Source organism: Brevibacillus humidisoli, assembly GCF_020923435.1.
In the GTDB taxonomy this organism is placed as follows: Bacteria; Bacillota; Bacilli; order Brevibacillales; family Brevibacillaceae; genus Brevibacillus_E; species Brevibacillus_E humidisoli.
The window spans coordinates 4378504-4401360 of sequence record NZ_CP087263.1 but is presented as its reverse complement, the minus strand read 5'-3'; the positions used below and the strand labels follow the sequence as shown (position 1 = coordinate 4401360).

The following is a 22857-nucleotide window of genomic DNA, read 5'->3' as shown; positions in this document are numbered from 1 at the left end:
CGTGTCTACTCCCTTCTATCGGCTGATGCCGAGTTGGTCAGTCACTGCGTTATGGGCACCCCAATCACGACGCACCAGGTGGAACTGGCTGAGCAGTTCCTCCACCAGCTTGGCGCCCTCTTCAGTGCTCAACCCTTTCACTTTAACAGTAATCACAATCTGTTGTCCAGTCGAAAGCCCGATCCTGCGATCCCATTTTTTAGCTATCGTAAACAGTGCTCCACCGTCAATATTGTTGTTCTGGCTTGGATGCAGATGAAGCTTGATCACATCGGGATCCTTTTGGCTGATCTCCACGATGTGATGCTGAAGCGCATAGACGCGACAGCGTGAAATCGCCAGCAAATTCTCCACTGGTTTCGGGATGTCGCCGAAGCGGTCCACCAGCTCTTCGGCCAGATCGTCCACTTCTTCCAACGTGGAAGCGGCGACAAACTTCTTGTACATCTCGATTTTCTGTCGACTGTCCGTGATGTAGGTGGACGGGATATACGCGTCAAGCTGCAGATTGATCTCTACCGGCGAATGGATCTCCTGCTTTGCTTCCCCTCTTAACTCATCAATCGCCTCTTTCAGCATCTGCGTATACAGGTCAAACCCAACGGAGTTGATGAACCCGTGCTGCTCAGCGCCCAGCAGATTGCCGGCACCACGGATGGCAAGATCGCGCATCGCGATTTTAAAGCCTGATCCCAGTTCCGTGAACTCCTTGATCGCCTGCAGCCGCTTCTCAGCCACCTCGGTCAGCACCTTGTCCCTTTGATAGGTGAAGTAGGCATAGGCGATCCGATTGGAACGGCCGACGCGCCCGCGCAATTGATACAGTTGAGACAGTCCCATTTTGTCCGCGTCGTAGATGATCAGGGTGTTAACGTTGGGAATGTCCACACCGGTTTCAATGATCGTCGTACTCACCAGCACGTCATACTGACCGTCCAGGAAGTCAAGCATGATGGCTTCCAGTTCGCTTTCGTTCATCTGTCCATGTGCCACAGCCACCCGGGCATCAGGAACAAGGGTACGAATATGCTCAGCCATCTGCTCAATCCCCTGTACCTGGTTGTACAGGAAAAACACCTGTCCTTCTCGCGCCAACTCCCGCTCAATGGCTTCCCTCACCAGTGTCGGACTGTACTCCAACACGTAGGTTTGCACCGGAAAGCGGTTTTCCGGAGGGGTCTCGATGACGGACAAGTCGCGAACACCCAGCATCGACATATGCAAGGTACGCGGGATTGGCGTCGCGGTTAGCGTCAGTACGTCTACATTGGTCTTCAACTGCTTCAGTTTTTCCTTATGACTGACGCCGAAGCGCTGCTCTTCGTCGACGATCAGCAACCCCAAGTCGCGAAACTGAACATCTTTTGACAATATTCGGTGAGTGCCGATCACCACATCGACGGTTCCTTCTTTTAACCCTTTCATCGTGGCGTTCTGCTCTTTGCGGGAGCGGAACCGACTCATCACTTCTACGCGAATCGGGTAATCGGCAAACCGCTCGCGAAATGTCTCGTAGTGCTGCTGGGCGAGGATGGTTGTCGGTACCAGCACCGCTACCTGCTTGCCATCCATCACCGCCTTGAACGCGGCGCGGATCGCTACTTCCGTTTTGCCGTAACCAACATCCCCACATATGAGACGGTCCATCGGCCGGTTTTGTTCCATGTCGGCCTTGACCTCAGTGATTGCCCGCAGCTGATCGGCGGTTTCCTGGTATGGAAACATCGCCTCGAATTCGCGCTGTTCCAGCGTATCCTCACTAAATCGATACCCGACGCTAGACTCCCTCGCGGCGTACAGCTTGATCAAATCCTCGGCAATATCCTTGACGGATGACTGCACTTTGTTTTTGACTCGCTTCCACTCACTCCCACCAAGACTGTAAATCTTCGGTTCCGCTTCTTCGCTGCCGACGTACTTTTGCACGTGATCGATCTGCTCGATCGGGACAAACAGACTGTCCCCACCCGCGTAACGGACGTGGAGATAATCTTTGTGTATGCCGAGAATCTCCTTGGTCTCAATCCCGAGGTATTTGCCGATCCCATGGTTGATATGCACCACGTAGTCACCCGGCTTCAATTCCAGGTAGTTCTTGATCCGCTCCGCATTGCTCATCGTCTGCTGCATTTTCCGGGCCTTGCGCTGCTTCGGTGTAAACACTTCACCCTCGGTTACGACCACGATCTTGTTGAGCGGCAGTTCAAACCCGCTCTGTAGGTTGCCGATGATAATCGTGGGTCGACCCGGAGGAATCGTCTCCGGCACCTCCAGGAGCAGATCCGCTTCCATCCCATAGTCGTGCAGGATGCGTTCCAGGCGCTTTGCCCGTTCCGCATCAGCGGCTACAAACACAATCTGGTGCTGCCCCTTCTGCCAGCGTCCCATCTCGCTTTTCAGCACATTCATCTGGCCATGGAAGTTCTGCATCGTTCTGCAGTTCATGTTGACGATATTTTGCGGTTGGGTGCGCGGCGTCTGCCGCAGGAACAGCGACAAGTAGACAATCTGCCGACGCTGCTCCATGATCAGTTCCTCATACGACACCGATAGGGATAGATTGGCCATGAACAGCCCTTGCGAGATCCGCTCGGTCTGCCACTCCAATTCTTCCTTTTGTAGTTGGGCAGCCGTATCCAGCACTCGTGACGGCTCATCAATCACCAGGAGCGTTTGATCGGGCAGGTAATCAAGCAGCGTTTGCTGATCTGGATAGATGACAGAAATGTAGGAAAACAGATGCGAAAAACGCTGTCCCTGCTGCATCCGCTCCATATCTTCGCCAATATGCTCGACCAGCTTTTCCTTGGCTGCGCTGTCTTTCAACTTGCCCAATGTTTCGCCCAGCTTCTTTTCGAGACGTACCGCCGCCTCCTGCAGGACAGGAGTAGAGACGATCATCTCCTTGGCCGGACCGATCGTGTAGGACGAAACCGATTCATGGGAACGCTGTGTATTCATGTCAAACGTACGGATGGAGTCGATTTCCACGTCAAACAGCTCAATCCGCACAGGCCATTCTGAATCGATTGGATATAAGTCGATGATGCCGCCACGGACACTCATCTCGCCTTTGCGCTCTACCATATCCACGCGCTCATAGCCCAACTCTATGACCTTCTCTAGGAAACTGGCAATCTCCAATTCCGCTCCTACTTGCAGGGTGATCTGCGCCTCTTTCCACACATCCCCTGGTACCACCAAGCGGCGAAGCCCGGCGATCGGCACAACCAGTATACCCGTAAATCCTTGGGCCAAACGGTTCAGCACATGAATCCGCTGGGCCAGCATCTCCGGACTGGCAATGGCCAATTCCGACCCGATCAGTTCATTGGCTGGAAACAAGAGCAACTGATCTTCCGCTACCAGTTCCGACAAATCCTCGTACACTTTCTGTGCTTGAAACATATTGTGTGTGACCACACAAAGGGGCCGTTGTACCTGCTGATAGAGTGCACACATCAGCACTTGGCGCGAGGAGCCGGCAAGACCGGAGATCAATTGCTCTGACAGTCCGCGCGAGAGGCCGGCAACGATCGTTTCGTAATTAGGGTCCTCTTTCAAGCGATTGATGATGACTTGCATTTACTGAACTCCTCTCCGGCCGTTTCTCATGCGAAAATAAGCCTCAGCTTCACCGCTAGCCAAGGCTTCAATGGATAGCCTCTTTTTCTCACTGCAACGGATTCCCTATCAATGAAAGCTCGGGATGCCGATCCAGTGCATCGCGGCAATAGTCACACGTAATCCGGATGACAGTATCCCCGCCTGCGTCTCTGGTTATTATATGTTCACGTTCTTCCGGGGTCAAGGAATCAAGGCCCAATTGAACCTCCGACAAATCTGTTTGGTCAAACTCAGCGATTCTCATGCCGCAGCAGCGACAGACGTAACGAAAACTCAAACCATGCCACCCCCAGGTATCGGCAGCGATCGCAACAAACCACTGCGTGGTCGCGACCGCATGTACTACCACCTAGTATGGCCTGCAAGAAAAGGAAACATACCGCACCCTCGTTCAGCTTCTAACCTGGTTGTACTCGTTCATGACCTGTAAAAAAGGGATTCCTGTCCACTTGACTGCGGCCTCTGCCGCCTGCTCGACAGCTTGTTCAACCACTTCGCGGTCACTTGGCGAAAACACTTGAAGCACATAATCACTTACACTTCTACCTGGCTCAGGGCGACCAATGCCAATCTTGATTCGCTTGAATTCCTGGGTGCCGAGGTGTTGGATAATCGATTTGAGTCCGTTATTCCCGCCAGCGCTTCCTTTCTCCCTCAAACGGAGCTTCCCTACCGGCAAATCGAGATCATCGTGGACCACCAGCAGATCATCTGGGGTCAGTTTGTAGAAAGACAGTACTTCACTGACCGATTCCCCTGACAGGTTCATATACGTCTGCGGTTTCACCAACAAGATTCGTTCCGATTCTATGCGCCCTTCTCCAACCAGTGCGCGAAACTTGTTCTGCTGTACAGGTATGGACCATTTGTCACTAATCTTATCTATGGCTTTAAAACCTAGATTATGCCTGGTCTCTTCGTATTTCCGGCCTGGATTTCCCAGTCCTACAATCACTTTCACTGCTCATTCCTCCATGAGAGTAAGTCCGCCTATGTCCCGGGCGAGGCACCGTTTTCCCCGGTTATTGCTCTTCCTTTCTTACACTATCCTCATTGTACCTAACAAAAGTGGTGTACAACAAGAAAAAGAGCGCCACACGACGCTCTTCGTTGCTCTTGGTCAAGCACCTGCACCGGTTTGTTCTGTCTCTTCCGTCTGTTCTTCTGCCTCTTCTTCAGCTTCCACCGACTCTTCTGACGCGGCTTTAGGCGCAAGTACGCTGACGATCACTTCCATTTCGTCCAGGCCCACATCGATGTTGGCGGGGATGTCCAAATCTTTGACGAGGATCACGTCACCTACCTGCAATCCTTCAACCTGTACCGGGAACGACTCGGGAATATCTCCCGGCAGACAGGCGATCTCCAGGCTGTGACGAACCAGTGAGGGTACACCGTATTCCGTTTTGCCCTCGATCACAATCGGGACGGATGTATGCACCCGTTCCTTCATGTTGATTTGCTTAAAGTCCACATGGAGTACGTTTCCCATCACGGGATGACGCTGTAATTCATAGATCATGACGTTGTAATCCTGACCGTTTATTTGCAGCAGAAGCGGCTTATTGGTGGTATCATGCCGTAGCGACTGATCCAGGTCCTTTCCGCGTACCTGAATCGGCAGGTTAGCCACCTCTTTTCCGTACAGCACTGCCGGGACCCAACCGGAACGGCGCAGCGCTTTCACGTAGTTTCCCGCCCCGGTTTGGCGCTTTTGCGCTTCAATCGTTTCCACAGCAAAACCTCCTTGGGGACGCACCAGAAATTTCTTCTCTTCTAGCTTGTCCACTCCAGGAGGTTTTGAGTCAAAGACTGTGTGATAAACAATTAGTCAAACAACTTGCTGACAGACAGTTCCTCGTGAACCCGGATAATCGCTTCACCGATGATCGGGGCAACGGACAGGATTTTGATTTTGTCGATCATTTTGTCGGGAGACAGCGGGATGGTATTGGTCACAACCAGTTCACGAATCTTGGAATTGTCGATCCGCTCGATTGCCGGTCCTGAGAGCACCGGATGGGTGCAACAGGCGTAGACATCCTTTGCTCCTGCTTCCACCAGCGCATTGGCAGCCAGCGAGATGGTACCCGCCGTATCGATAATGTCGTCGATGATGATCGCTGTTCTGCCCTCGATGTTGCCGACGATATTCATCACTTCTGCGACATTGGGCTCGGGACGCCGCTTGTCGATGATGGCGATCGGGGCTTCCAGACGTTCAGCCAGTTTGCGGGCGCGTGTCACCCCACCATGATCAGGGGAAACCACCACGATGTCAGATAGTCCTTTTTGTGTGAAATAGTTGCCCAGGATTGGCACACCTAACAGATGGTCCACCGGGATATCAAAGAAACCCTGGATCTGGGTGGCGTGCAGATCCATCGTAATCACCCGATGAGCTCCTGCTGTTTCAATCAGATTGGCGACCAGTTTTGCAGTTATCGGATCGCGAGCTCGTGCTTTCCGGTCTTGACGCGCATACCCGTAATAAGGGATCACGACGTTGATGCTTTTGGCCGATGCCCGTTTCAGTGCATCTACCATCACCAAAAGTTCCATCAGATGCTCGTTGACCGGGGCACTGGTCGGTTGGATGACGAATACGTCGGCTCCCCTGACGCTCTCGTTCAGCTTGATCTGGCATTCGCCATCGCTAAACCGGATCGCTTCTGCGTTGCCTAGGGGAAGTCCGATATGTTCGACAATCTCTTGTGCCAACTGTGGATTAGCATTACAGGTAAATACTTTTAGTTTCGGATCGCGGTAGTTCGCCATTTTATCTTCATAAACCTCCTAGTTTACTGCTTTTTCCCCTGTTTACGAGGCAACTTGTTGGCATATCCCGGTTTGTTTACTTGCCGCTCCCGGGCAATCGCCAGCGCTTCGTCCGGAACATCCTGGTTAACAGTGGAGCCGGCAGCCACATACGCATGTTTGCCTACGTGAATCGGTGCAATCAGGTTTGTATTGCAGCCGATAAAAGCATGGTCTTCTACGATCGTCTTGTGTTTTTTCGCTCCGTCATAATTGACAGTGACAGTGCCGCAGCCAATATTGACCGCTTGGCCGATCTCCGCATCACCCACGTAGCTCAGATGGGGGATCTTGCTGCCTGCTCCCACTTTCGTATTTTTCACCTCGACAAAATCGCCGATTTTCACCTTGCTGCCAATGTGGGAGCCGGGGCGCACATACGCGAACGGTCCGATCACCGCTTCGGTTTCCACCTGACTGCCTGTTACTACAGTGTATGACAAGGATACCTTGTCTGCTATCACCACATCCGTCAGGTCAGCCTGAGGCCCAATCACACAATCGGCCCCGATCTCGGTCTTGCCGCGCAGATACGTTCCCGGATGAATCACTGTGTCCATCCCGATCGTGACATCGCTATCGATATAGGTGTGGCCGGGGTCAACGATCGTGACGCCGTTTCTCATGTGCCGCTCACAGATCCGCTTACGCATGTAAGCCTCTGCCTGCGCCAACTGGACCCGGTCATTCACACCGTTTGACTCTTCGGGATCAGACATGACAAAAGCGGTTACTTTCTCTCCCGCTTTCCGTAGAATCTCGATGCAATCCGTCAAATAGTATTCCCCTTGCACATTATCATTGCCCACCTGCGCTAGTGCCTTCCACATCTTTTCATTGTCAAAACAATAAATGCCAGTATTAATCTCCTGGATCGAACGTTCTGTTTCATTGGCATCTTTATGTTCAACAATTCGCAATACTTCGCCCGCTTCGTCACGGACAATTCTGCCGTATCCGGTCGGATCGGACAGTTGCGCGGTTAGCACCGTTGCGGCTGCTTGCTGCTGATGGTGATGATCGGTCAGCGCAGTCAGCGTGTCAGCAGTTAGAAGGGGTACGTCTCCGTACAAAATCAGTGTCGTACCGTGCTTGTCTTTGAGGAAAGGAAGTGCCTGTTGTACGGCATGTGCCGTGCCAAGCTGCTCAGCCTGCAGGGCATAGGTGATTCCGTCTCCCAGCGTGCTCTTAACAGCCTCGGCCCCATGTCCGACAACGACCACCACATCATGCACCTGCATCACGGCCAGGGTGTCCAGCACGTGTTGAACCATTGGCTTGCCGCATACGAGGTGGAGAACCTTGTGGAGCTTCGACTTCATCCTCGTCCCTTGGCCAGCGGCGAGAACCACGGCGTATCTATTCGACATGATAACCCTCCAGCGTATAAGTTCCATCCTGACTATATCTTAATCGTATGGCGATTTCAAGAAGCGAACGAGCAATTCCGCCTGAAAAACGGCAAGGGTCAACGCTTCGTCACAAATCGGCACCATGCGTAGTCTTTCGTCTCATCAACAACAAAAAAAGCACCCCTGAACAGGGTACTTTTTTCGTGGATTAGGCGCCGGTTTCAACAGCTTCCTCTTCCTGCCCAGCCCGCTCGTATTCCGCCAGCACCGCCAGCTGAATCTTTTCACGCGTAGCCGAGGAAATCGGATGAGCAATGTCGCGGAATTCTCCATCCGGCGTACGTTTGCTTGGCATGGCTACAAACATGCCGTTGTTGCCGTCAATTACGCGGATATCGTGAACCACGAACTCATGGTCGATCGTAATTGAAGCAATCGCTTTCATTCTGCCATCCGTGTTGACTCGGCGGAGTCTTACGTCTGTTACTTCCATCATGTCTCACTCCCTTTATCTGTATCAACTGGATACATTACTTCAACATGATGGGTAAATATTCCTTCCATACTTCCGAAAAATTGTAAAAAAAACCGGAAAAATATCTGACTATCCTCCCAGATAGGCGACAACTTCGATTTCCACGCGTACATCTTTCGGCAAACGGGCTACTTCTACTGTCGATCTGGCTGGGCGATGATCGCCAAAATAGTGCGCGTATACCTCATTGAGGCTGGAGAAGTCGTTCATGTCCTTAATAAAAACAGTTGCTTTGACCACATCGGCAAATGAAACCCCAGCTTCATCCAGGATTGCCTTTAGATTGGCGAAGACCTGATGGGTCTGTTCCGCTACGTCACCCGTAACAAGGGTGCCATCCGGCTTCAACGGAATCTGTCCCGATGTAAAGAGAAAGGGTCCTACCTGTACCGCTTGGCTGTACGGACCAATTGCTTCTGGCGCCTTATCGGTCGCTACATAGGTCAGTTTACTCATGATCTTCTCTCCTTTAACTGGTAAAGTAACTGCCTAGATCAATTCCAATCTGCTTGCCTTTTACATCAACATCACGGATCTTGGCCAATGAAATATAATCATCTACCAACCGCTCAGTCACATCAGAGGTTTCGACAAAAACGCCGCAGCCAACGACGGTTGCCTTAAACTCCTGCAACAGATCAATCATCCCGCGAATCGTGCCGCCTGCTTTCATGAAATCGTCGACAATCAGCACGCGCGACTCTTCGGCCAGTGCCCGACGGGCCAAAGACATCGTCTGTATCCGCTTGCTGGAACCGGAGACGTAGTTGATGCTGACGACCGATCCTTCCGTTACCTTGTTGTCACGACGAACAATCACAACCGGAACATTGAGATAACCGGCCGTCGCATAAGCAAGCGGGATCCCCTTGGTTTCCACGGTCATCACCACTTCCACTTCCTTGTCCGCAAAAGCAGTGGCGAACAGTTTGCCGATCTTGCCAAGCGTAGATGGATGGCCCAGGATGTCGGACATGTACAAATAGCCCCCTGGGAGCAGGCGTTCCGGATTCTCCAACTGTGCGGCCAGTTCCTTCATAAAAAGAACTGCCTGTTCTTTGCCTGTCTGCGGAATATATCGCACTCCACCTGCCGCACCAGCAACCGTCCTCAGCACGCCGATGCCTTCACTCTCAAACGCCTCTTTGATAATCGACAAATCCTCGCTAATGGAAGATTTGGCTGCGCCGTACTGCTCGGAAAACAGCGTAAGTGGAATCAATCTATGTGGATGTGCGAGTAAATACTGTGTCATGTCTACCAGGCGGGCGCTTCTGCGCATTTTTTTCATTCCTTGTTCCCCCAGACCAAAAACCGAATGTTTGCTGTTAATTTATCATTTTTGTACGGAATTACGCAAGTACTTCCGCTTCCGACCCGCCCAACATGCGCACTGCATACACTTCTTTCACAAATCCGCGCAATGCGTTGTAAATCCGCTGTACTCTCGCCTGCTTTTGCACCAGTGCAAATACGGTGGGACCGCTGCCCGACATCAGCACGCCGTCCGCCCCTGACTCCACCATCAGCTCCTTGATCTGGCGCACCTGTGCATAGCGGGAAAGCGTCACTTCCTCCAATACGTTACAGAGCGAATGGCACATCAGCCAGAAATCCTGGGCTTCGATCGCTTGGAGCATCACTTCAGTCTGGGGGTGCTCCCCGATCTTGTCCACCCGCAGGTTGCCGTACACATCAGCCGTGGAGACACCAATGGACGGCTTGGCCAGTACCACCCAGCATGGAGCCGGGGTTCCAAGCGGTGTTACAATCTCCCCCCGTCCTTGAGCGAAGGCGGTCCCTCCGTATACGCAAAACGGTACGTCCGATCCGATCTCGGCACCGATGCTGGCCAACTCATCAAGCGACAAGTCTAACCCCCAAAGCATATTGAGCCCGCGCAGAGCGGCCGCGGCATCGCTGCTCCCTCCGCCAAGCCCTGCCGCTACAGGGATTTGCTTGTCGATGTACATCCGCACCCCCTTTTGGACGCCATACCGCTCCTGCAGCAGTTTCGCCGCCTTGTATGCGTGATTCCGCTCATCGACTGGGACAAAGCTTGCAGAGCAATCCAGATGGATCTCGTCGCTCTCGAGCAACGTCAAATCGACTCGGTCAGCCAGATCCACCGTGGTCATCACCATCTCCACTTCGTGGTATCCATCTGCCCGCTTGGACAAGACATCCAGAGTCAGATTGATTTTTGCCGGAGCTTTGACTGAGATCCTCACGTTCTTTTCACACCTTTGCCTATGTATGGTTTACCTAGTCACATATTGTAACATAGGCGCAAACGGCCTTACCACCTATAAGCCTTCGAGCAAAAGAAAAAGCCGGGTTCACCGGCTTTTCGTCAACGAGTTGTTATTGTTGTTTCTGGTTGGCCAACGCTTCTTCCGCGATTTGAATAGCTCGCTTCACCATGTTCCCGGCATCTCGCGCCTTGATACCGCCCCAGCCTTCATTGACAACGGTGTCGTAAAAGCCTAGCTCTTTCGCGAGTTCGTTCTTGAGTTCATCCGACATGATGCCGCGTCTACGACCCACGCGCAACAACCTCCTTCTCGTTGACAGCGTTAGTATACGCCACTCGCGGCAAAACAAAACAGCAGAGCGGCCGCTCTACTGTTGAACAACGGTGATGCGAATATGTTCTTGATCCCGACAGACAGTCAGTTCTACTGTCTCCGTGAGAATATCTGCGTAGCTGTAGGATACCCGTTCAAACAACTGATCGTCGTCAAGTTTGACGACAAACACCGATGGATAAGTCTCTTCGAGGATGCCCGTCCGTTCAACGGTCTTGCGGCGACCACCATTGGCCTTGAGCATGATACGCTCGCCAACATGGAGGTCTAAACTGCGTTTAATATCAATTAACGCGTTTCTGGCCATTTGTATCATCCACCTCGCTTGTTTCTATTATAACAGCCTACCTTTATTGTGTCAAATAAATTTAAAATTATAGCAACCCAATTGTGTTTTTGTCAACGGTCTCTTTTGCTGAATGCTGGGCTATTATCTCTTTTTTTATCGTGCCGATTCGACACGGCGATGGGTGGAAGCGAAGGCCAACGGTTCATTGATCAGTCTAGCTGCCGCTTTGGCGAGTGGTCCGCAGCCGATCGATCTCGTTGGTGAGACGAGCAAACTCGGCAAGCGAAAGCGTCTCGCCCCTGCGCATCGGATCAAGATCGACGGCCATAAGCAGCGCGGTGACCTGTTCTCTGTTTTCCTTGCCAAACAGATTATGTAACAGATTGTTATAGAGCGTTTTGCGACGTTGTGCAAAACTGGCGCGTACCACACGGAAAAACAGTTTCTCGTCAGCTACCTCTACAGCCGGCCGCTCACGCAGTGACAGTTTGAGAACAGCCGAATCAACATTGGGCTTGGGGATAAAAACATTTGCCGGTACCGTCATGGTCACCTCGGCTTCTGCGTAGAACTGTACGGCCACACTTAAGGAACCGTAATCTTTGGATCCAGGCTGGGCAGCGATCCGATCCGCCACTTCCTTTTGAATCATCACCACGATGTGCTCCAACGGCAGGCGCTCTTCCAGCAGTTTCATCAGGATGGGACTAGTTACGTAGTACGGCAAGTTGGCAACCACGCTAATCCTGCTGCAATCTGGCAGATATTCGGCCAGCAGCCGATGCAAATCAAGCTTCAAGACGTCGCCGTGCACGACCTGTACGTTGTCGTATGGAGATAAGCTGTCTTCCAGGATCGGCAGCAACCGCTGATCGATCTCAATCGCAAGCACCCGCCCGGCGGCACGACACAGCCGTTCTGTCAAAGCTCCGATGCCGGGCCCAACCTCTACTGCCGCTTTCTCCTTGGACAAGTCGGCCGCAGATACGATACTGTGCAGAATGTTGGGGTCGACCAGGAAGTTTTGCCCCAGGCTCTTTTTAAAAGAAAATCCGTATTTCTCCAGCAGTTCACGCGTCCGTGAAGGTGTGGCGATATCTTTTGATTGCGACGGCATGATCATTCACTTCCCCCTTGGTCGAGCTCTTTCAAGGCAGCCAGAAACTCTTCCCGGCTGATTTGAAACACAGATAGGCGCTTGTGCAGTTGTTTGGCATTGGCATATCCGATGCCTAATCGTTCCCCTAATCTCAACCGGCGTTCCTTGGCTTTCGGTCCCGCTGTCAGCCCATGGGCGATGATCTCCTCAAAGGAGATCTCTCCCGGTTGATCCACCATCTCGGTGCGCACCTCCGAGAGTGCGCGTACGATCGTTTCTGGCGAGGCGTTTTCCACACCAATATCGTCTTTTTTACGCCCCTCTTCCTGCTTGATAAAAGCATGTTTGCATCCAGGAACAGCCTGACTGATGATTTTTCGAATGCGCTCTCCCTGATAGTCGGGGTCGGTAAAAATAATCACCCCTCGCTTTTGCTGGGCGATGCGAATCTTGTTCAGCGTCATCTCGTTGATCGCAGAGCCGCCGGTCTCGATCGTGTCGGCGTTAACCGCCCGCTTAATCGCTGTCGTATCATCCCTGCCCTCAACCACGATCACTTCTTTCATTTTCATGCGAAAGTCTTCTCTCGTCATACCATCTCACCCGGTTATTGTTTTCAAGTCACGGATATTCCATGAAAAAAATCGTGAAACGAATCCTCTTCTCCAAACGTCTTATCTGATAGAGAAGCTTACCACAAATCGTTCGCGTTTGGCGAAAATAGCGATAAAAAAACAATCGGCAGGAGAATCACCTCCTGCCGGATCGGCCGTTTCGCCACTCTTCTATGGTTTTTGCGGACCGATGATGTAGACCGTTTTCCCTCGTTTTCGTCCGAATTGTAGCGCTTCCGAGCGATTGTTGAAAAAGACGTCAATTTTGCTGCCTTTGATCGCGCCTCCAGTGTCTTCGGCACGTCTGTATCCAATCCCTTCAATGTATACCCACCAGCCCAGCGGGATTACCTTGGGATCGACTGCAATCGTTTTTCCTTCTACTGCTTTTACGCCCATCGCGGTATAGCCATACCCAGGTGAACTGGGGCTTTTTCCACCACCTGCCGGCGTGTAGGCAGTTAACGTGACGCCTTTTAGTACACTGCGAGGTCTGAACTGCACCCCGCCGCGGGAGACCATCGCCGTCGTTGTCCACGCCTCAGCCAGGTTGGTCTTTTCCTGAGCCGTGCCAACTGCGACAATCCGGTCACTTTTCGGTTTGATAATTTCTTGTTTGATCAGCTCACGGGAAACTTCTTTGCCATTCTCAAGCATTACCTTGTAGTGCATGACGGCTTTTCCAGGCTCGCCCTTTTGCAGAACGCGCATTTCTCCTTTTGCCAATGAACCGTCATTTCTACGAATTTCTTGGAATGGTACCTCTTGTTCTACTTGTACGACATTTTCTTTGACTTTGGTAACTACAATCTGCGTATCTGGTTCAATCTTGCTGGTGAGCGACGGCTCTACCCGGTCAGACTGTCCCAACGCGATCCCTGCGTCTTGTAGTACACCGGCAACATCTCTTTTTGCGGTATGTACTACTTTCTTTTCCGTCCCTACCAGGACGGGCACTTCCCAGCTTGTTTGCAACTGAATCACTAGCGAATCGCTTATCGACGTATCAGCATCAGGTGTAAGTACATCTATGTCTCGTATGGTAATGTTTCGCTCTGTTAGAAATTGTGCGACAGTGTCCGCTCGCGTCTGAAACGTCTGCGTGACTCCATCCACGTTTAGCGTAACCTGTTTAGGCTGGGCAGCTAGGATCAAGAAGAAGTAGCTCGCCATGGACGACGCGATCAAGGCCACTCCCACAGTCAGCGAGAGGATCACCGCCTTATGCGCTGTCCATATCTTGCCTATCTCCATTTCTCACACTCCCTTTTCGATAACCCGCTGCAGTCCTGTCAGCCAAAAACCGCTGACTGGAAATTGTTTCTACTTCCCCTCCTGAGCAAATCGGTATGATTGTATGCTACTTTAGTCTGTTTGTCAAACTCTGCCTTCCAACCGAACTCCTATTGACATGAGAAACTGACCGGTAGACCAGGGTACACCTTACAATATCAAAGCACAGATAGAAAAGATAGGGACTTTTTGTCGAAAGATTCTGTTTGTTTTTCTGATTTGTTCGACAACACACCCACATCCTTTTGACTTGCAACAGGGTCATCGCCCTACTTATCCTATGCAGACGTGCTCACCGTTAGACCAAACAGGAAAAGGCACCGCGCTTCGTGGCGGTGCCTTGCTGCTTATCTCTTTTCCACTACATCGGTGCAGGGAGACGAAACACGTTTCGCGCATTCTCTGTGGTGATACGAGCCATCTCTTCGTAGCTGAGACCGCGAATCTTGGCCATCTCTTCCGCGACGTAGCGGACATACCCTGACTCATTGCGCTTGCCGCGGTACGGGTGGGGAGTCAGATACGGACAATCGGTCTCGATCAGCAGTCGGTCGAGCGGTACCTGGGCGGCCACTTCTTTTGGCTTTTTGGCGTTTTTGAACGTGAGTGGTCCGCCAAACGAGATGTAGAAGTTCATCTCCAGCGCCTGCTGTGCCGTCTCCCAACTGCCCGAAAAGCAGTGCATGATTCCCCCTACCTCACCTGCTTTTTCTTCACGCAAGATCTGGATCACATCTTGGTGGGCATCCCGGTTGTGAATCACAATCGGCAGGTTGAGCTGACGGGCGAGTCGGATCTGCTTGCGAAACACCTCCGCCTGCACATCGCGGGGTGACGTATCCCAGTGATAATCCAACCCCATTTCCCCCATCCCGACCACTTTGGGGTGCTTGGTCAGTCCGGCGATCCACTCCAGATCGGCATCCGTCATATCTTTCGCGTCCTGCGGGTGCCAGCCGATGACGGCATAAATGGATGGGTAGCGTTCTGCCAACTCCAGGCAGGTCGGGATCGTCTCCCGGTTAAATCCGATGTTGACGATTGTCGATACTCCGTTTTCCTGCGCCCGTGTGATGACCGCTTCCCTATCTTCGTCGAATTCCTGGGCATTGAGGTGCGCATGCGTATCGATCAACAAGATGCGATCCCTCCTCTTTTTATTTTACGATTGCGCCATTGGGCATACTCGGATCAACGGTAGCCAACGCAAGCTGATCACCCGACGATGCCGCCAGGATCATTCCCTGCGAGATCTCTCCCCGCAGCTTAACTGGTTTTAGGTTGGCCACCAGCAGCACTTTTTTGCCGACCATCTCTTCCGGCGTGTAGTACTTGGCGATGCCGGAGATGACTTGCCGTTGTTCTTCCCCTACGTCCAACTGCAGGACCAACAGCTTGTCTGCATTGGGGTGTTTGCTGCAGGCTTTCACCTCAGCGACACGAAGCTCTACTTTGGCAAAATCATCAATGCTGATCAATGAGCTTTGTTCGGCCGCCGACTCGTCTGGAGCCGCCTTCGTCTCTTGGTTGGTCGCATTGTTCATCTTGCTTTCTCCTTTTACTGCCTCTTGTTTTTTCTTGTTCTCTTCTGCCTGTTTGCGGGCCGCCTCTGTAGATGCATCGATAAAAGCCAGTTCCTTCTCCACTTCCAGGCGCGGGAACAGCAGCTCGCCACGACTGACACGACTTCCTGGCGGCAGTGCGCCCCATCTCTTGGCCGATTCCCAGCTTTGCGCAGTTGAATCGCCGTCAATCCCCAACTGATTCCAGATTTTGGTAGGCGTCTTGGTCATAAACGGCTGCAGCAATATGGAGATGATGCGGATGCTTTCTGCCAGGTTGTACATCACGGTTCCCAGGCGCGTGCGGGTATCTTCTGATTTGGCCAACACCCACGGCTGGGTCTCGTCGATGTATTTGTTGGTGCGGCTGACCAGTTCCCATAAGTGACCGAGCGCGTTGCTGAAGCGCATCTCGTCCAGATGACCTTCCACTAGTGCAGGGGTCGCTTGGGCCAACTGGATGAGCTGTTCGTCGTATTCCCCAGGCTGCTCGGGAGCAGGGATCACGCCGTCAAAATACTTCTCGACCATCGCCACGGTACGACTGACCAGATTGCCAAGATCGTTGGCCAGGTCAAAGTTTAGCCGCTGGATAAAACTTTCCGGTGTGAACACGCCATCCTGTCCAAATGCGATCTCCCGCAGCAGGAAGTAGCGGACGCCGTCGGAGCTGTACCGATCGATCAGAAACTTGGGATCGATGACGTTCCCTTTTGATTTGGACATTTTCCCATCCGGCATCAGCAGCCAACCATGTCCAAATACTTTTTTCGGCAGCGGCAAGTCCAACGCCATCAGCAGGATGGGCCAGTAAATGGTGTGGAAACGGAGGATGTCCTTCCCTACCAGATGAACATCGGCCGGCCAGTAGCGCTGATATTTGCTGTCATCGTCAGCCAGGTAACCAAGTGCCGAGATGTAATTGGTCAGCGCGTCGATCCATACGTAGATTACATGCTCGGGATCATTGGGCACCTTGATTCCCCAGTCAAACGTACTGCGGGAAACACTCAGATCCTGCAGACCAGGCTTGAGAAAGTTGTTGATCATCTCATTGCGACGGCTCTCAGGCTGGATAAAGTCTGGGTGCTCTTCAATATACTTCAACAGCCGTTCCTGATACTTGGACAACCGAAAAAAGTAGTTTTTCTCTTTTACCTTGCGCAGTTCACGACCGCAGTCAGGGCAAAAGTATCCTTTGTCGGTTTTGGCCTGCGTCTCTGTCCAGAACGCCTCGTCTGGCACACAGTAGTAGCCCTCGTACTCGCCGAGGTAGATGTCTCCTTGATCGACCAGTTTTTGAAAGATTTTTTGCACCACTTCCTTGTGCCGAGGCTGAGTGGTACGGATGAAGTCGTCATAGGAGATGTCCAGTTTGTCCCACAGGTCACGAATCCATTCGACGATCGGGTCGATAAAGGCAAGCGGCTCTTTTCCCTCGCTGGCCGCCCTCTCCTGCAACTTCTGGCCGTGTTCATCCGTCCCTGTTAAATAGTAGACATCATAACCGCGCAGCCGCTTGTAGCGAGCCATCGCATCGGCAGCAATCGTCGTATAGGCATTGCCGATATGAAGGGTGTTGCTGGGATAATAGATCGGGGTTGTAATGTAATACGTCGGTTTCGACAAGATGCATACCTCCTTTTTATGACTGAAAAATAGAAAAGCCCATCCCGGTTTGGGACGAGCTCGCTACCCGTGGTACCACCCAAATGCTCCAGCTTCTCACGAAACGTGGACTTATCAAGTCGGCATTCGACTTTCCCTTAACGCGGAATGACGTCACAGACTAGCCGGGCCGGGTCTCATGAGAATCATCCCAGCGGTTCGCCTGCGAAGACTCAGGGGCCATCTTCCGCCTGCTCGCTTATGCCGGCTTTCACCTTACCCGGCTCTCTGGTAATAAGGAAACAAAGCGTACTCTTCCCGTCATCGTCGATGCTATGCTACCTACTATTTTATACGACTGGCGCGATTTGTAAACGGGTAACAGAGCGTCTTCTCGTCACGCCAGCTTTTGTCGAATAAAAAAACGCTCATTCGACATTTTTTGACGGGTAGAATCCATTTATTAGCAAAGAAATTTCCAAACTTAACGGTCAGCACAGCCAGCCAGAAAGCTTGTTCACGACTCCAATCCTTTTGCAAACAGCCTTCTCCTACAATACTTAATGGGTATTGAGAGAGTAACAGCCAATTAATGCAAAGAAATGTAATTCTCGTATTGACACCTTTGGGAATCGCTGGTATGATAGTGTTAATGAGAATTTGTCGAATAATGACGATTATTACCGAAAGTCAATAATAAATCGACAAAATCAGAAACTGAGAGGGGACTTGGAATCATGATGAAATCCACTGGTATCGTAAGAAAGGTAGACGAGCTGGGACGCGTGGTCATTCCGATCGAGCTGCGCCGTACTCTGGGTATCGCAGAGAAAGATGCCTTGGAGATCTACGTTGACGGTGAGCGCATTATCCTGAAGAAGTACGAACCTGCCTGTATCTTCTGTGGCAACGCTGACAAAGTTACATACTTCAAAGGCAAAATTGTTTGCCAAGACTGTGTGTCCGATCTGCCTGTATCCCAAGGCCGATAAAACATTACAACAGATACACAGCAATTTATAACATCATATCAGATGACCCTCAAAGTAGCGTGCGACTGTTACTGTTAGACAGTTCTGACACGCTATTTTTATTCGAAAACGACCTTTGTCAAATCGTTCCTTTGGTTCCTACTGTTATCGTCCACTCGGCAGACAGGATCACACAAAGATGAGCCGAAACAGAAAAAAGGACGCTGGATCAGCGTCCCTGCGTACGATCATTGTCGTTTAGTGGCCTGGATCATACACATACGGTTTCACGTAAACCTTATCGCCCGATTCACTAGTAGAGTCCGTTGTATCGGCGGCGGAAACACTAGCAGAGAAAAGCAGGGCAATAGCCATCATCATCATCAGGAGCATTTTTTTCACTGTTCTCACCTCACTTTTTTTCCTTTTTCTTCATAAGTTTATTATATACTTCTTTCAGTTGTTGAACAGAGTAAAAGTCTATCGATTTGCCGTGTGTCGTGTAAAAAGATAAAATATCGTTCATACATTCCGTTATCTCCTGGTGCGCACTGATTTCCCCGTATGCGAGCAGGCTGGTCTGATAGCTTTTCATCCCCTCTTCAAACATCCCCGCCCGAAACTGGTAAGCTCCTTTATATCGATAGTATGCACCTAGAGAGGCATGCTTGTAAGGCGTATTCACATCAAAGTTCAAGACTCTGTCTTCTGTATGGAGAAGCGAAGAAACAGACTCCAAATCCCCAATCTCCAAATAGATCGACAGAAGTTCGTTGACTACATGGATTCGGGAGTGTTCACTGATGTCATCGAGGCATGCTCTTAACATGGGAACGGCCCGGTCGTACTCACGCTTTTTGGCCTTCACAATGGCACGCGTCAGTTTGGCCGATTCCTCCACAAATCCGAAGCGATATGTTTCGTACACTTTCAGCTGACGCTCTACTTCATCGTATTGGCCAATCAGCAGCAGGGAGTTTATCATCGCCAAATGCGCTCTCGCTTTTAGCTCATTGATTGCGGTGTCCTCCGCCAGCCCCGCCATGCACAACTCAATACATTCTTTATATCTTTTGATGTTGTGAGCATGAAGCCCCATCCTGAAGTAGAAAGTGATCTTCTCTTCCCGGGACAAGAAATCGGTATAGTGTAAAATCTCTTCTCCAGCTCGATAAGAATCTTCCAGCTTTTTCAGGTCGAGTCGTTCGATCAGATATTTTTGCAGCAATCCTTTGGCCAGGAATCTCTGCATCCCACGTTCTCTGGCATACTTGATGATGAGATCATACAACGACAATCTGATCTCCCCATCACGTACCTCATTGGTTAATTGATAGAGCCGTTCAATCAGCGTGTAGCTTTCTTCATATGGAGATTGCAGGAAGCGCAAAGCAATTTTTGAAAGTAAGCTCTTATTTGATAATTTGATCGCGTCCAGCAGCAATTCCTGCAGCACATCAATCCTCTGCTCTACTTCTATATAAGACTCGACGATTTGTTCATGCGGGATGTCCAGTACTTCTGCGATCGGCTTGATGGTTCGAAATTCCGGACGTTTGGTTTCTCCGTTTTCAATCTTGGAGATCGCCGCCTTACTGATGCCGCTCAAATGTGCCAGTTGCGTCAGGGTCAGATTAGCCTTCTCCCGTAACCGCCTGATTACTTCACCAATCGTTGTGTACAGGATGTTGTCTGCACGATCCTCCATTATGCCCACCTTCCAGTCGGCTCCCCGCAATTACTGTTTTTTCCTTTTCGCCCAGTTTACCATCTTTTTTTATTTTTGTGAATATCTTTTTACTCGATTTAATTTTTCTGATAGGTCCGCCAAGAGACCTAGCAGAAACTGATACCTTCATCGTGTTTTATGGAAAAAAACCGTTGGGGGCTACTTGTTAGCTTCCCCAACGGTGCAGCCTCGCGAAGTGTTCACGGGGCACGCTTCATCCAGCCTCATCCCTGAATCTTATCTTGTAAGAAGTCTTAGGGAGCTGCTTTTAAGCGCTGTACTTCCATCCACGCTTGTTTGGACTGAATCAGCTTATCCAGCGCCTGACTCGTCTGCAGGTGATTTTGCCGCAATAGCGACTGAGTCAGCATCATATCTTCTAATGTCAAACTGTGGTAATCGGGGTAGCTATGGGGTCGCAAATCCCGGTAAAGTGCATAGTACAGGTCTGAATCGGGCTTGATCCAACGATCTTGTGTATCCTCGATACCTTGCAGAAGGGCCTGGATGTATCTCCGTTTCGTCTCATCCGGGTTGTACAGGTTGCTTTCCAACAGATAGTTGATGATCGCCATTTGATGGTTTAACGCCGTATGGGAAAAGTGTGTAAAGGTACTGTCGACGTAATCAGGGATCAAGTACCCTTGATTGGACGTCTGTAAACCCGTTTGATCAATATAGTAGTAGAGGAACGCTTCCCACTTTTTTAATGATTCTTCAAACAAAGGATCTGGATATTGACGGTTGAATCTGAGTAAAAAGGTGGCATTGTCAGCATTGCGCCTATTGTCAAAGTATTTGGCGTCGATTTGGTAATCTGTGAACAGCCAGGTCGATTGGGGATATGTCGGCCAGTATCCTTGTTCGTTCTGCTCGTTCACCGCCCTGTATGCCAAGTGTGTCAGGATCACTTGCACCAGGCTTCCATACTGTGCTTGTGACGCATCGTTGACGTGGTAAAGTCCAGATATGTTGGCTGGATTGCGGTAATACGATTCTTTCGACGATGGTGAATAGGTGAGTGGCGTGACATCGTACAAACCATCAAACAGCAGTTTACGGAACGTGTCGATATCGATTTTGCGGGCGTTGTCTGTGGCGCGTGGAAATGCCCAGTTGACCAATGGCCGATGAGTCAAAATGCCCCACGTCTCCGATACCGTCTGCTCGTTGCCGGGAAGCTGGAATTGGCATCGGGTATCGTACTGGTTGAGGATCCGCTGTGGCGCCACGCGGTTGATCTGCTTCAAAACAGTGTGCCCCTGTGGTTCAAAAACGTTCACAGGTCCAAGACGCGCATGCAGGCGGTTTCCCTGCATGTAAACAGGGCGCAGCGGCAAAACGGCTGTGCTTTCAGCAGACTGCCAGGTCGTCCATTCGCCCAGAAATGTCTCCTGATCCTTGTTCTCCACATAACGGTAGGCCAGTCCCGTTTCGTTTGCCTGGATCGTCACAGTCGTAGCCATCGGCCACATCGTCTCCCCTTGCCGGGCGAAGAACATGGCATCCTGCTGTGGTGTTTTGGCAATCGTCAGCTGAAACGTGGCGTCTGTATGTCCTGCTTCTCGAAACAAGTAGTGCGTGTACGCGATATGCTGATACGTTTCCTGCTCAATCGACATGCTGCTGAAGCGGCGTTCAACAGAAATCAGGTACTCCGGCGTCCCATCTTCGTTGAGATCCAGTTGGATTGGCGATTGAACGGCTGGGCTCGCCAATCCGACAGGGGCCGGGGTGATCAGACACAGCGCTGCGACAAGCGTCAGTAGTTTTTTCATCTGCTCCATCCCTTTTACGGTATCTCTCGTTATGGTTTCTTCTCTATCTCTAAGACAACCTTATCAGAACAGAGGCGTATCCCGAAAGGTTCGTCGGTACCAGTTCATCAGGATTATGTACGATGATACTCGTTGTAGACGTCACGCTTTGGCAGGCCGCGGTCATTTGCCGCCTGTTTGACTGCCTCTTTTTTGCTCAATCCCTTTTCACAGTACTGGTCGACGTGTTCGGAGATGGTCAGCGGTTCCCACCAGGTAATCACTTCTGTCTCTTTTTCTTCCTTGTCGCTTTCCTTTGCACCTTCTACTACGATGCAGTACTCTCCGCGAATCTGCGTTTCGTTCAGCCAGTACAGCAGTTCTGCCAACGTTCCACGGGCGAATTCTTCGTACCGCTTGGTCAGTTCACGAGCGATCACGGCCCGCCGATCCCCCCACACTTCCAGCATCGCCTCTAACGTCTTGTCGATCCGGTGAGGAGCTTCATAGATGAGCAAGGTTTCCGGGTAGTGGCGCAGCCGCTCCAGTTGAAGCTGCCGTTCCTTCTTGTCACGCGGCAGAAAGCCCACAAAGGTAAAGGCATCAGTGGGTAAGCCAGAGGCGATCAACGCGGTGAGTGCCGCATTGGCCCCCGGGATCGGTACGACAGGAAATCCGGCTGCCAGCGCATCGCGAACCAAATCCGCGCCAGGGTCGGAAATGGCCGGCATCCCGGCGTCACTGACCAATGCAATGGTTTTGCCTGCCATCAGCCACTCCAATAGACCAGATCCGCTGGCTTGTTTATTGTGTTCATGGTAGCTGACCGTCCGTTTTTCAATCTGGAAGTGATTGAGCAGCTTGCGCGTCTGTCGGGTATCTTCGCAGGCAATGACATCCGCTTCACGGAGTGTGGCAAGTGCCCGGACGGAGATGTCGTCAAGATTTCCGATCGGTGTCGCCACCAGATAAAGTATGCCGCCCTGCTGATCGGCAAAGCTTCGCTGGATTTCCAT

22 protein-coding genes are annotated in these 22857 nt (G+C 51.3%); 1 reads left to right on the top strand and 21 read right to left on the bottom strand.

Annotated features, from left to right (window positions below; translation table 11 throughout):
- Nucleotides 1–15: 15 nt before the first annotated feature.
- The 18 genes from mfd to LOK74_RS21285 all read right to left on the bottom strand — a co-directional run bounded on the left by mfd (nt 16) and on the right by LOK74_RS21285 (nt 17924).
- Nucleotides 16–3585, bottom strand: a complete 3570-nt coding sequence (mfd, locus tag LOK74_RS21370) for a transcription-repair coupling factor (RefSeq protein ID WP_230043991.1) — start codon at nt 3583–3585, stop codon at nt 16–18.
- 88 nt (nt 3586–3673) lie between these two features.
- Nucleotides 3674–3904: an anti-sigma-F factor Fin gene (locus LOK74_RS21365; RefSeq protein ID WP_230047087.1), complete on the bottom strand. Its 231-nt coding sequence runs from the start codon at nt 3902–3904 to the stop codon at nt 3674–3676.
- A 114-nt stretch (nt 3905–4018) separates the two neighbouring features.
- A complete protein-coding gene (gene pth / locus LOK74_RS21360) occupies nt 4019–4588 on the bottom strand; it encodes an aminoacyl-tRNA hydrolase (RefSeq protein ID WP_230043990.1) in 570 nt (189 codons plus the stop codon).
- A 159-nt stretch (nt 4589–4747) separates the two neighbouring features.
- Nucleotides 4748–5362: a 50S ribosomal protein L25 gene (locus LOK74_RS21355; protein WP_230043989.1), complete on the bottom strand. Its 615-nt coding sequence runs from the start codon at nt 5360–5362 to the stop codon at nt 4748–4750.
- A 92-nt stretch (nt 5363–5454) separates the two neighbouring features.
- Entirely contained in the window at nt 5455–6405 is a 951-nt protein-coding gene (locus LOK74_RS21350) for a ribose-phosphate diphosphokinase (RefSeq protein ID WP_230043988.1), read from the bottom strand.
- 23 nt (nt 6406–6428) lie between these two features.
- Nucleotides 6429–7814, bottom strand: coding sequence for a bifunctional UDP-N-acetylglucosamine diphosphorylase/glucosamine-1-phosphate N-acetyltransferase GlmU (gene glmU, locus LOK74_RS21345; RefSeq protein ID WP_230043987.1), 1386 nt, complete (start codon nt 7812–7814; stop codon nt 6429–6431).
- Between the two features lie 190 nt (nt 7815–8004).
- Nucleotides 8005–8289 carry a septation regulator SpoVG gene (spoVG, locus tag LOK74_RS21340; RefSeq protein WP_230047086.1) on the bottom strand — a complete coding sequence of 95 codons (285 nt, stop codon included), beginning with the start codon at nt 8287–8289 and terminating at the stop codon, nt 8005–8007.
- 111 nt (nt 8290–8400) lie between these two features.
- A complete protein-coding gene (locus LOK74_RS21335; RefSeq protein WP_230043986.1) occupies nt 8401–8787 on the bottom strand; it encodes a RidA family protein in 387 nt (128 codons plus the stop codon).
- A 13-nt stretch (nt 8788–8800) separates the two neighbouring features.
- Entirely contained in the window at nt 8801–9622 is an 822-nt protein-coding gene (gene purR / locus LOK74_RS21330) for a pur operon repressor (protein ID WP_230043985.1), read from the bottom strand.
- A 61-nt stretch (nt 9623–9683) separates the two neighbouring features.
- Nucleotides 9684–10562 (bottom strand): 4-(cytidine 5'-diphospho)-2-C-methyl-D-erythritol kinase, encoded by an 879-nt coding sequence (gene ispE / locus LOK74_RS21325; RefSeq protein ID WP_230043984.1) that lies wholly within the window; start codon nt 10560–10562, stop codon nt 9684–9686.
- A 133-nt stretch (nt 10563–10695) separates the two neighbouring features.
- Entirely contained in the window at nt 10696–10878 is a 183-nt protein-coding gene (locus LOK74_RS21320; protein ID WP_230043983.1) for a small, acid-soluble spore protein, alpha/beta type, read from the bottom strand.
- 75 nt (nt 10879–10953) lie between these two features.
- Nucleotides 10954–11226, bottom strand: coding sequence for a biofilm formation stimulator Veg (gene veg, locus LOK74_RS21315; protein ID WP_230043982.1), 273 nt, complete (start codon nt 11224–11226; stop codon nt 10954–10956).
- Between the two features lie 196 nt (nt 11227–11422).
- A complete protein-coding gene (gene rsmA / locus LOK74_RS21310) occupies nt 11423–12325 on the bottom strand; it encodes a 16S rRNA (adenine(1518)-N(6)/adenine(1519)-N(6))-dimethyltransferase RsmA (protein WP_230047085.1) in 903 nt (300 codons plus the stop codon).
- Nucleotides 12326–12327: 2 nt separating this feature from the next.
- Complete coding sequence (gene rnmV / locus LOK74_RS21305; RefSeq protein WP_230047084.1) at nt 12328–12879, bottom strand: ribonuclease M5; 552 nt, start codon at nt 12877–12879, stop codon at nt 12328–12330.
- A gap of 213 nt (nt 12880–13092) precedes the next feature.
- Complete coding sequence (locus tag LOK74_RS21300; RefSeq protein WP_230043981.1) at nt 13093–14175, bottom strand: resuscitation-promoting factor; 1083 nt, start codon at nt 14173–14175, stop codon at nt 13093–13095.
- A 400-nt stretch (nt 14176–14575) separates the two neighbouring features.
- Complete coding sequence (locus LOK74_RS21295) at nt 14576–15352, bottom strand: TatD family hydrolase (protein ID WP_230043980.1); 777 nt, start codon at nt 15350–15352, stop codon at nt 14576–14578.
- Between the two features lie 19 nt (nt 15353–15371).
- Nucleotides 15372–17408 carry a methionine--tRNA ligase gene (gene metG, locus LOK74_RS21290; protein ID WP_230047083.1) on the bottom strand — a complete coding sequence of 679 codons (2037 nt, stop codon included), beginning with the start codon at nt 17406–17408 and terminating at the stop codon, nt 15372–15374.
- Nucleotides 17409–17729: 321 nt separating this feature from the next.
- Entirely contained in the window at nt 17730–17924 is a 195-nt protein-coding gene (locus tag LOK74_RS21285) for a hypothetical protein (protein WP_230043979.1), read from the bottom strand.
- A 197-nt stretch (nt 17925–18121) separates the two neighbouring features.
- Between LOK74_RS21285 and LOK74_RS21280 the strand changes: the two genes are divergently transcribed.
- A complete protein-coding gene (locus tag LOK74_RS21280) occupies nt 18122–18376 on the top strand; it encodes an AbrB/MazE/SpoVT family DNA-binding domain-containing protein (RefSeq protein WP_230043978.1) in 255 nt (84 codons plus the stop codon).
- Between the two features lie 391 nt (nt 18377–18767).
- Here the strand turns inward: LOK74_RS21280 and LOK74_RS21275 are convergent, their stop codons facing one another.
- The 3 genes from LOK74_RS21275 to rsmI form a co-directional block, all read right to left on the bottom strand.
- On the bottom strand, nt 18768–20063 hold the full coding sequence (locus LOK74_RS21275) for a helix-turn-helix domain-containing protein (RefSeq protein WP_230043977.1): 1296 nt from the start codon (nt 20061–20063) through the stop codon (nt 18768–18770).
- Between the two features lie 275 nt (nt 20064–20338).
- On the bottom strand, nt 20339–21862 hold the full coding sequence (locus LOK74_RS21270; protein ID WP_230043976.1) for a hypothetical protein: 1524 nt from the start codon (nt 21860–21862) through the stop codon (nt 20339–20341).
- Nucleotides 21863–21975: 113 nt separating this feature from the next.
- A complete protein-coding gene (rsmI, locus tag LOK74_RS21265) occupies nt 21976–22857 on the bottom strand; it encodes a 16S rRNA (cytidine(1402)-2'-O)-methyltransferase (RefSeq protein WP_230043975.1) in 882 nt (293 codons plus the stop codon).

What these genes read in the sequence shown, in the direction of transcription:
- glmU (WP_230043987.1), bottom strand. Translation starts at nt 7,814, where the DNA reads ATGTCGAATAGATACGCCGTGGTTCTCGCCGCTGGCCAAGGGACGAGG.
- mfd (WP_230043991.1), bottom strand. Translation starts at nt 3,585, where the DNA reads ATGCAAGTCATCATCAATCGCTTGAAAGAGGACCCTAATTACGAAACG.
- LOK74_RS21275 (WP_230043977.1), bottom strand. Translation starts at nt 20,063, where the DNA reads ATGGAGGATCGTGCAGACAACATCCTGTACACAACGATTGGTGAAGTA.
- LOK74_RS21300 (WP_230043981.1), bottom strand. Translation starts at nt 14,175, where the DNA reads ATGGAGATAGGCAAGATATGGACAGCGCATAAGGCGGTGATCCTCTCG.
- spoVG (WP_230047086.1), bottom strand. Translation starts at nt 8,289, where the DNA reads ATGGAAGTAACAGACGTAAGACTCCGCCGAGTCAACACGGATGGCAGA.
- veg (WP_230043982.1), bottom strand. Translation starts at nt 11,226, where the DNA reads ATGGCCAGAAACGCGTTAATTGATATTAAACGCAGTTTAGACCTCCAT.
- LOK74_RS21280 (WP_230043978.1), top strand. Translation starts at nt 18,122, where the DNA reads ATGATGAAATCCACTGGTATCGTAAGAAAGGTAGACGAGCTGGGACGC.
- rnmV (WP_230047084.1), bottom strand. Translation starts at nt 12,879, where the DNA reads ATGAAAATGAAAGAAGTGATCGTGGTTGAGGGCAGGGATGATACGACA.
- purR (WP_230043985.1), bottom strand. Translation starts at nt 9,622, where the DNA reads ATGAAAAAAATGCGCAGAAGCGCCCGCCTGGTAGACATGACACAGTAT.
- rsmI (WP_230043975.1), bottom strand. Translation starts at nt 22,857, where the DNA reads ATGGAAATCCAGCGAAGCTTTGCCGATCAGCAGGGCGGCATACTTTAT.
- LOK74_RS21350 (WP_230043988.1), bottom strand. Translation starts at nt 6,405, where the DNA reads ATGGCGAACTACCGCGATCCGAAACTAAAAGTATTTACCTGTAATGCT.
- LOK74_RS21270 (WP_230043976.1), bottom strand. Translation starts at nt 21,862, where the DNA reads ATGAAAAAACTACTGACGCTTGTCGCAGCGCTGTGTCTGATCACCCCG.
- rsmA (WP_230047085.1), bottom strand. Translation starts at nt 12,325, where the DNA reads ATGCCGTCGCAATCAAAAGATATCGCCACACCTTCACGGACGCGTGAA.
- LOK74_RS21335 (WP_230043986.1), bottom strand. Translation starts at nt 8,787, where the DNA reads ATGAGTAAACTGACCTATGTAGCGACCGATAAGGCGCCAGAAGCAATT.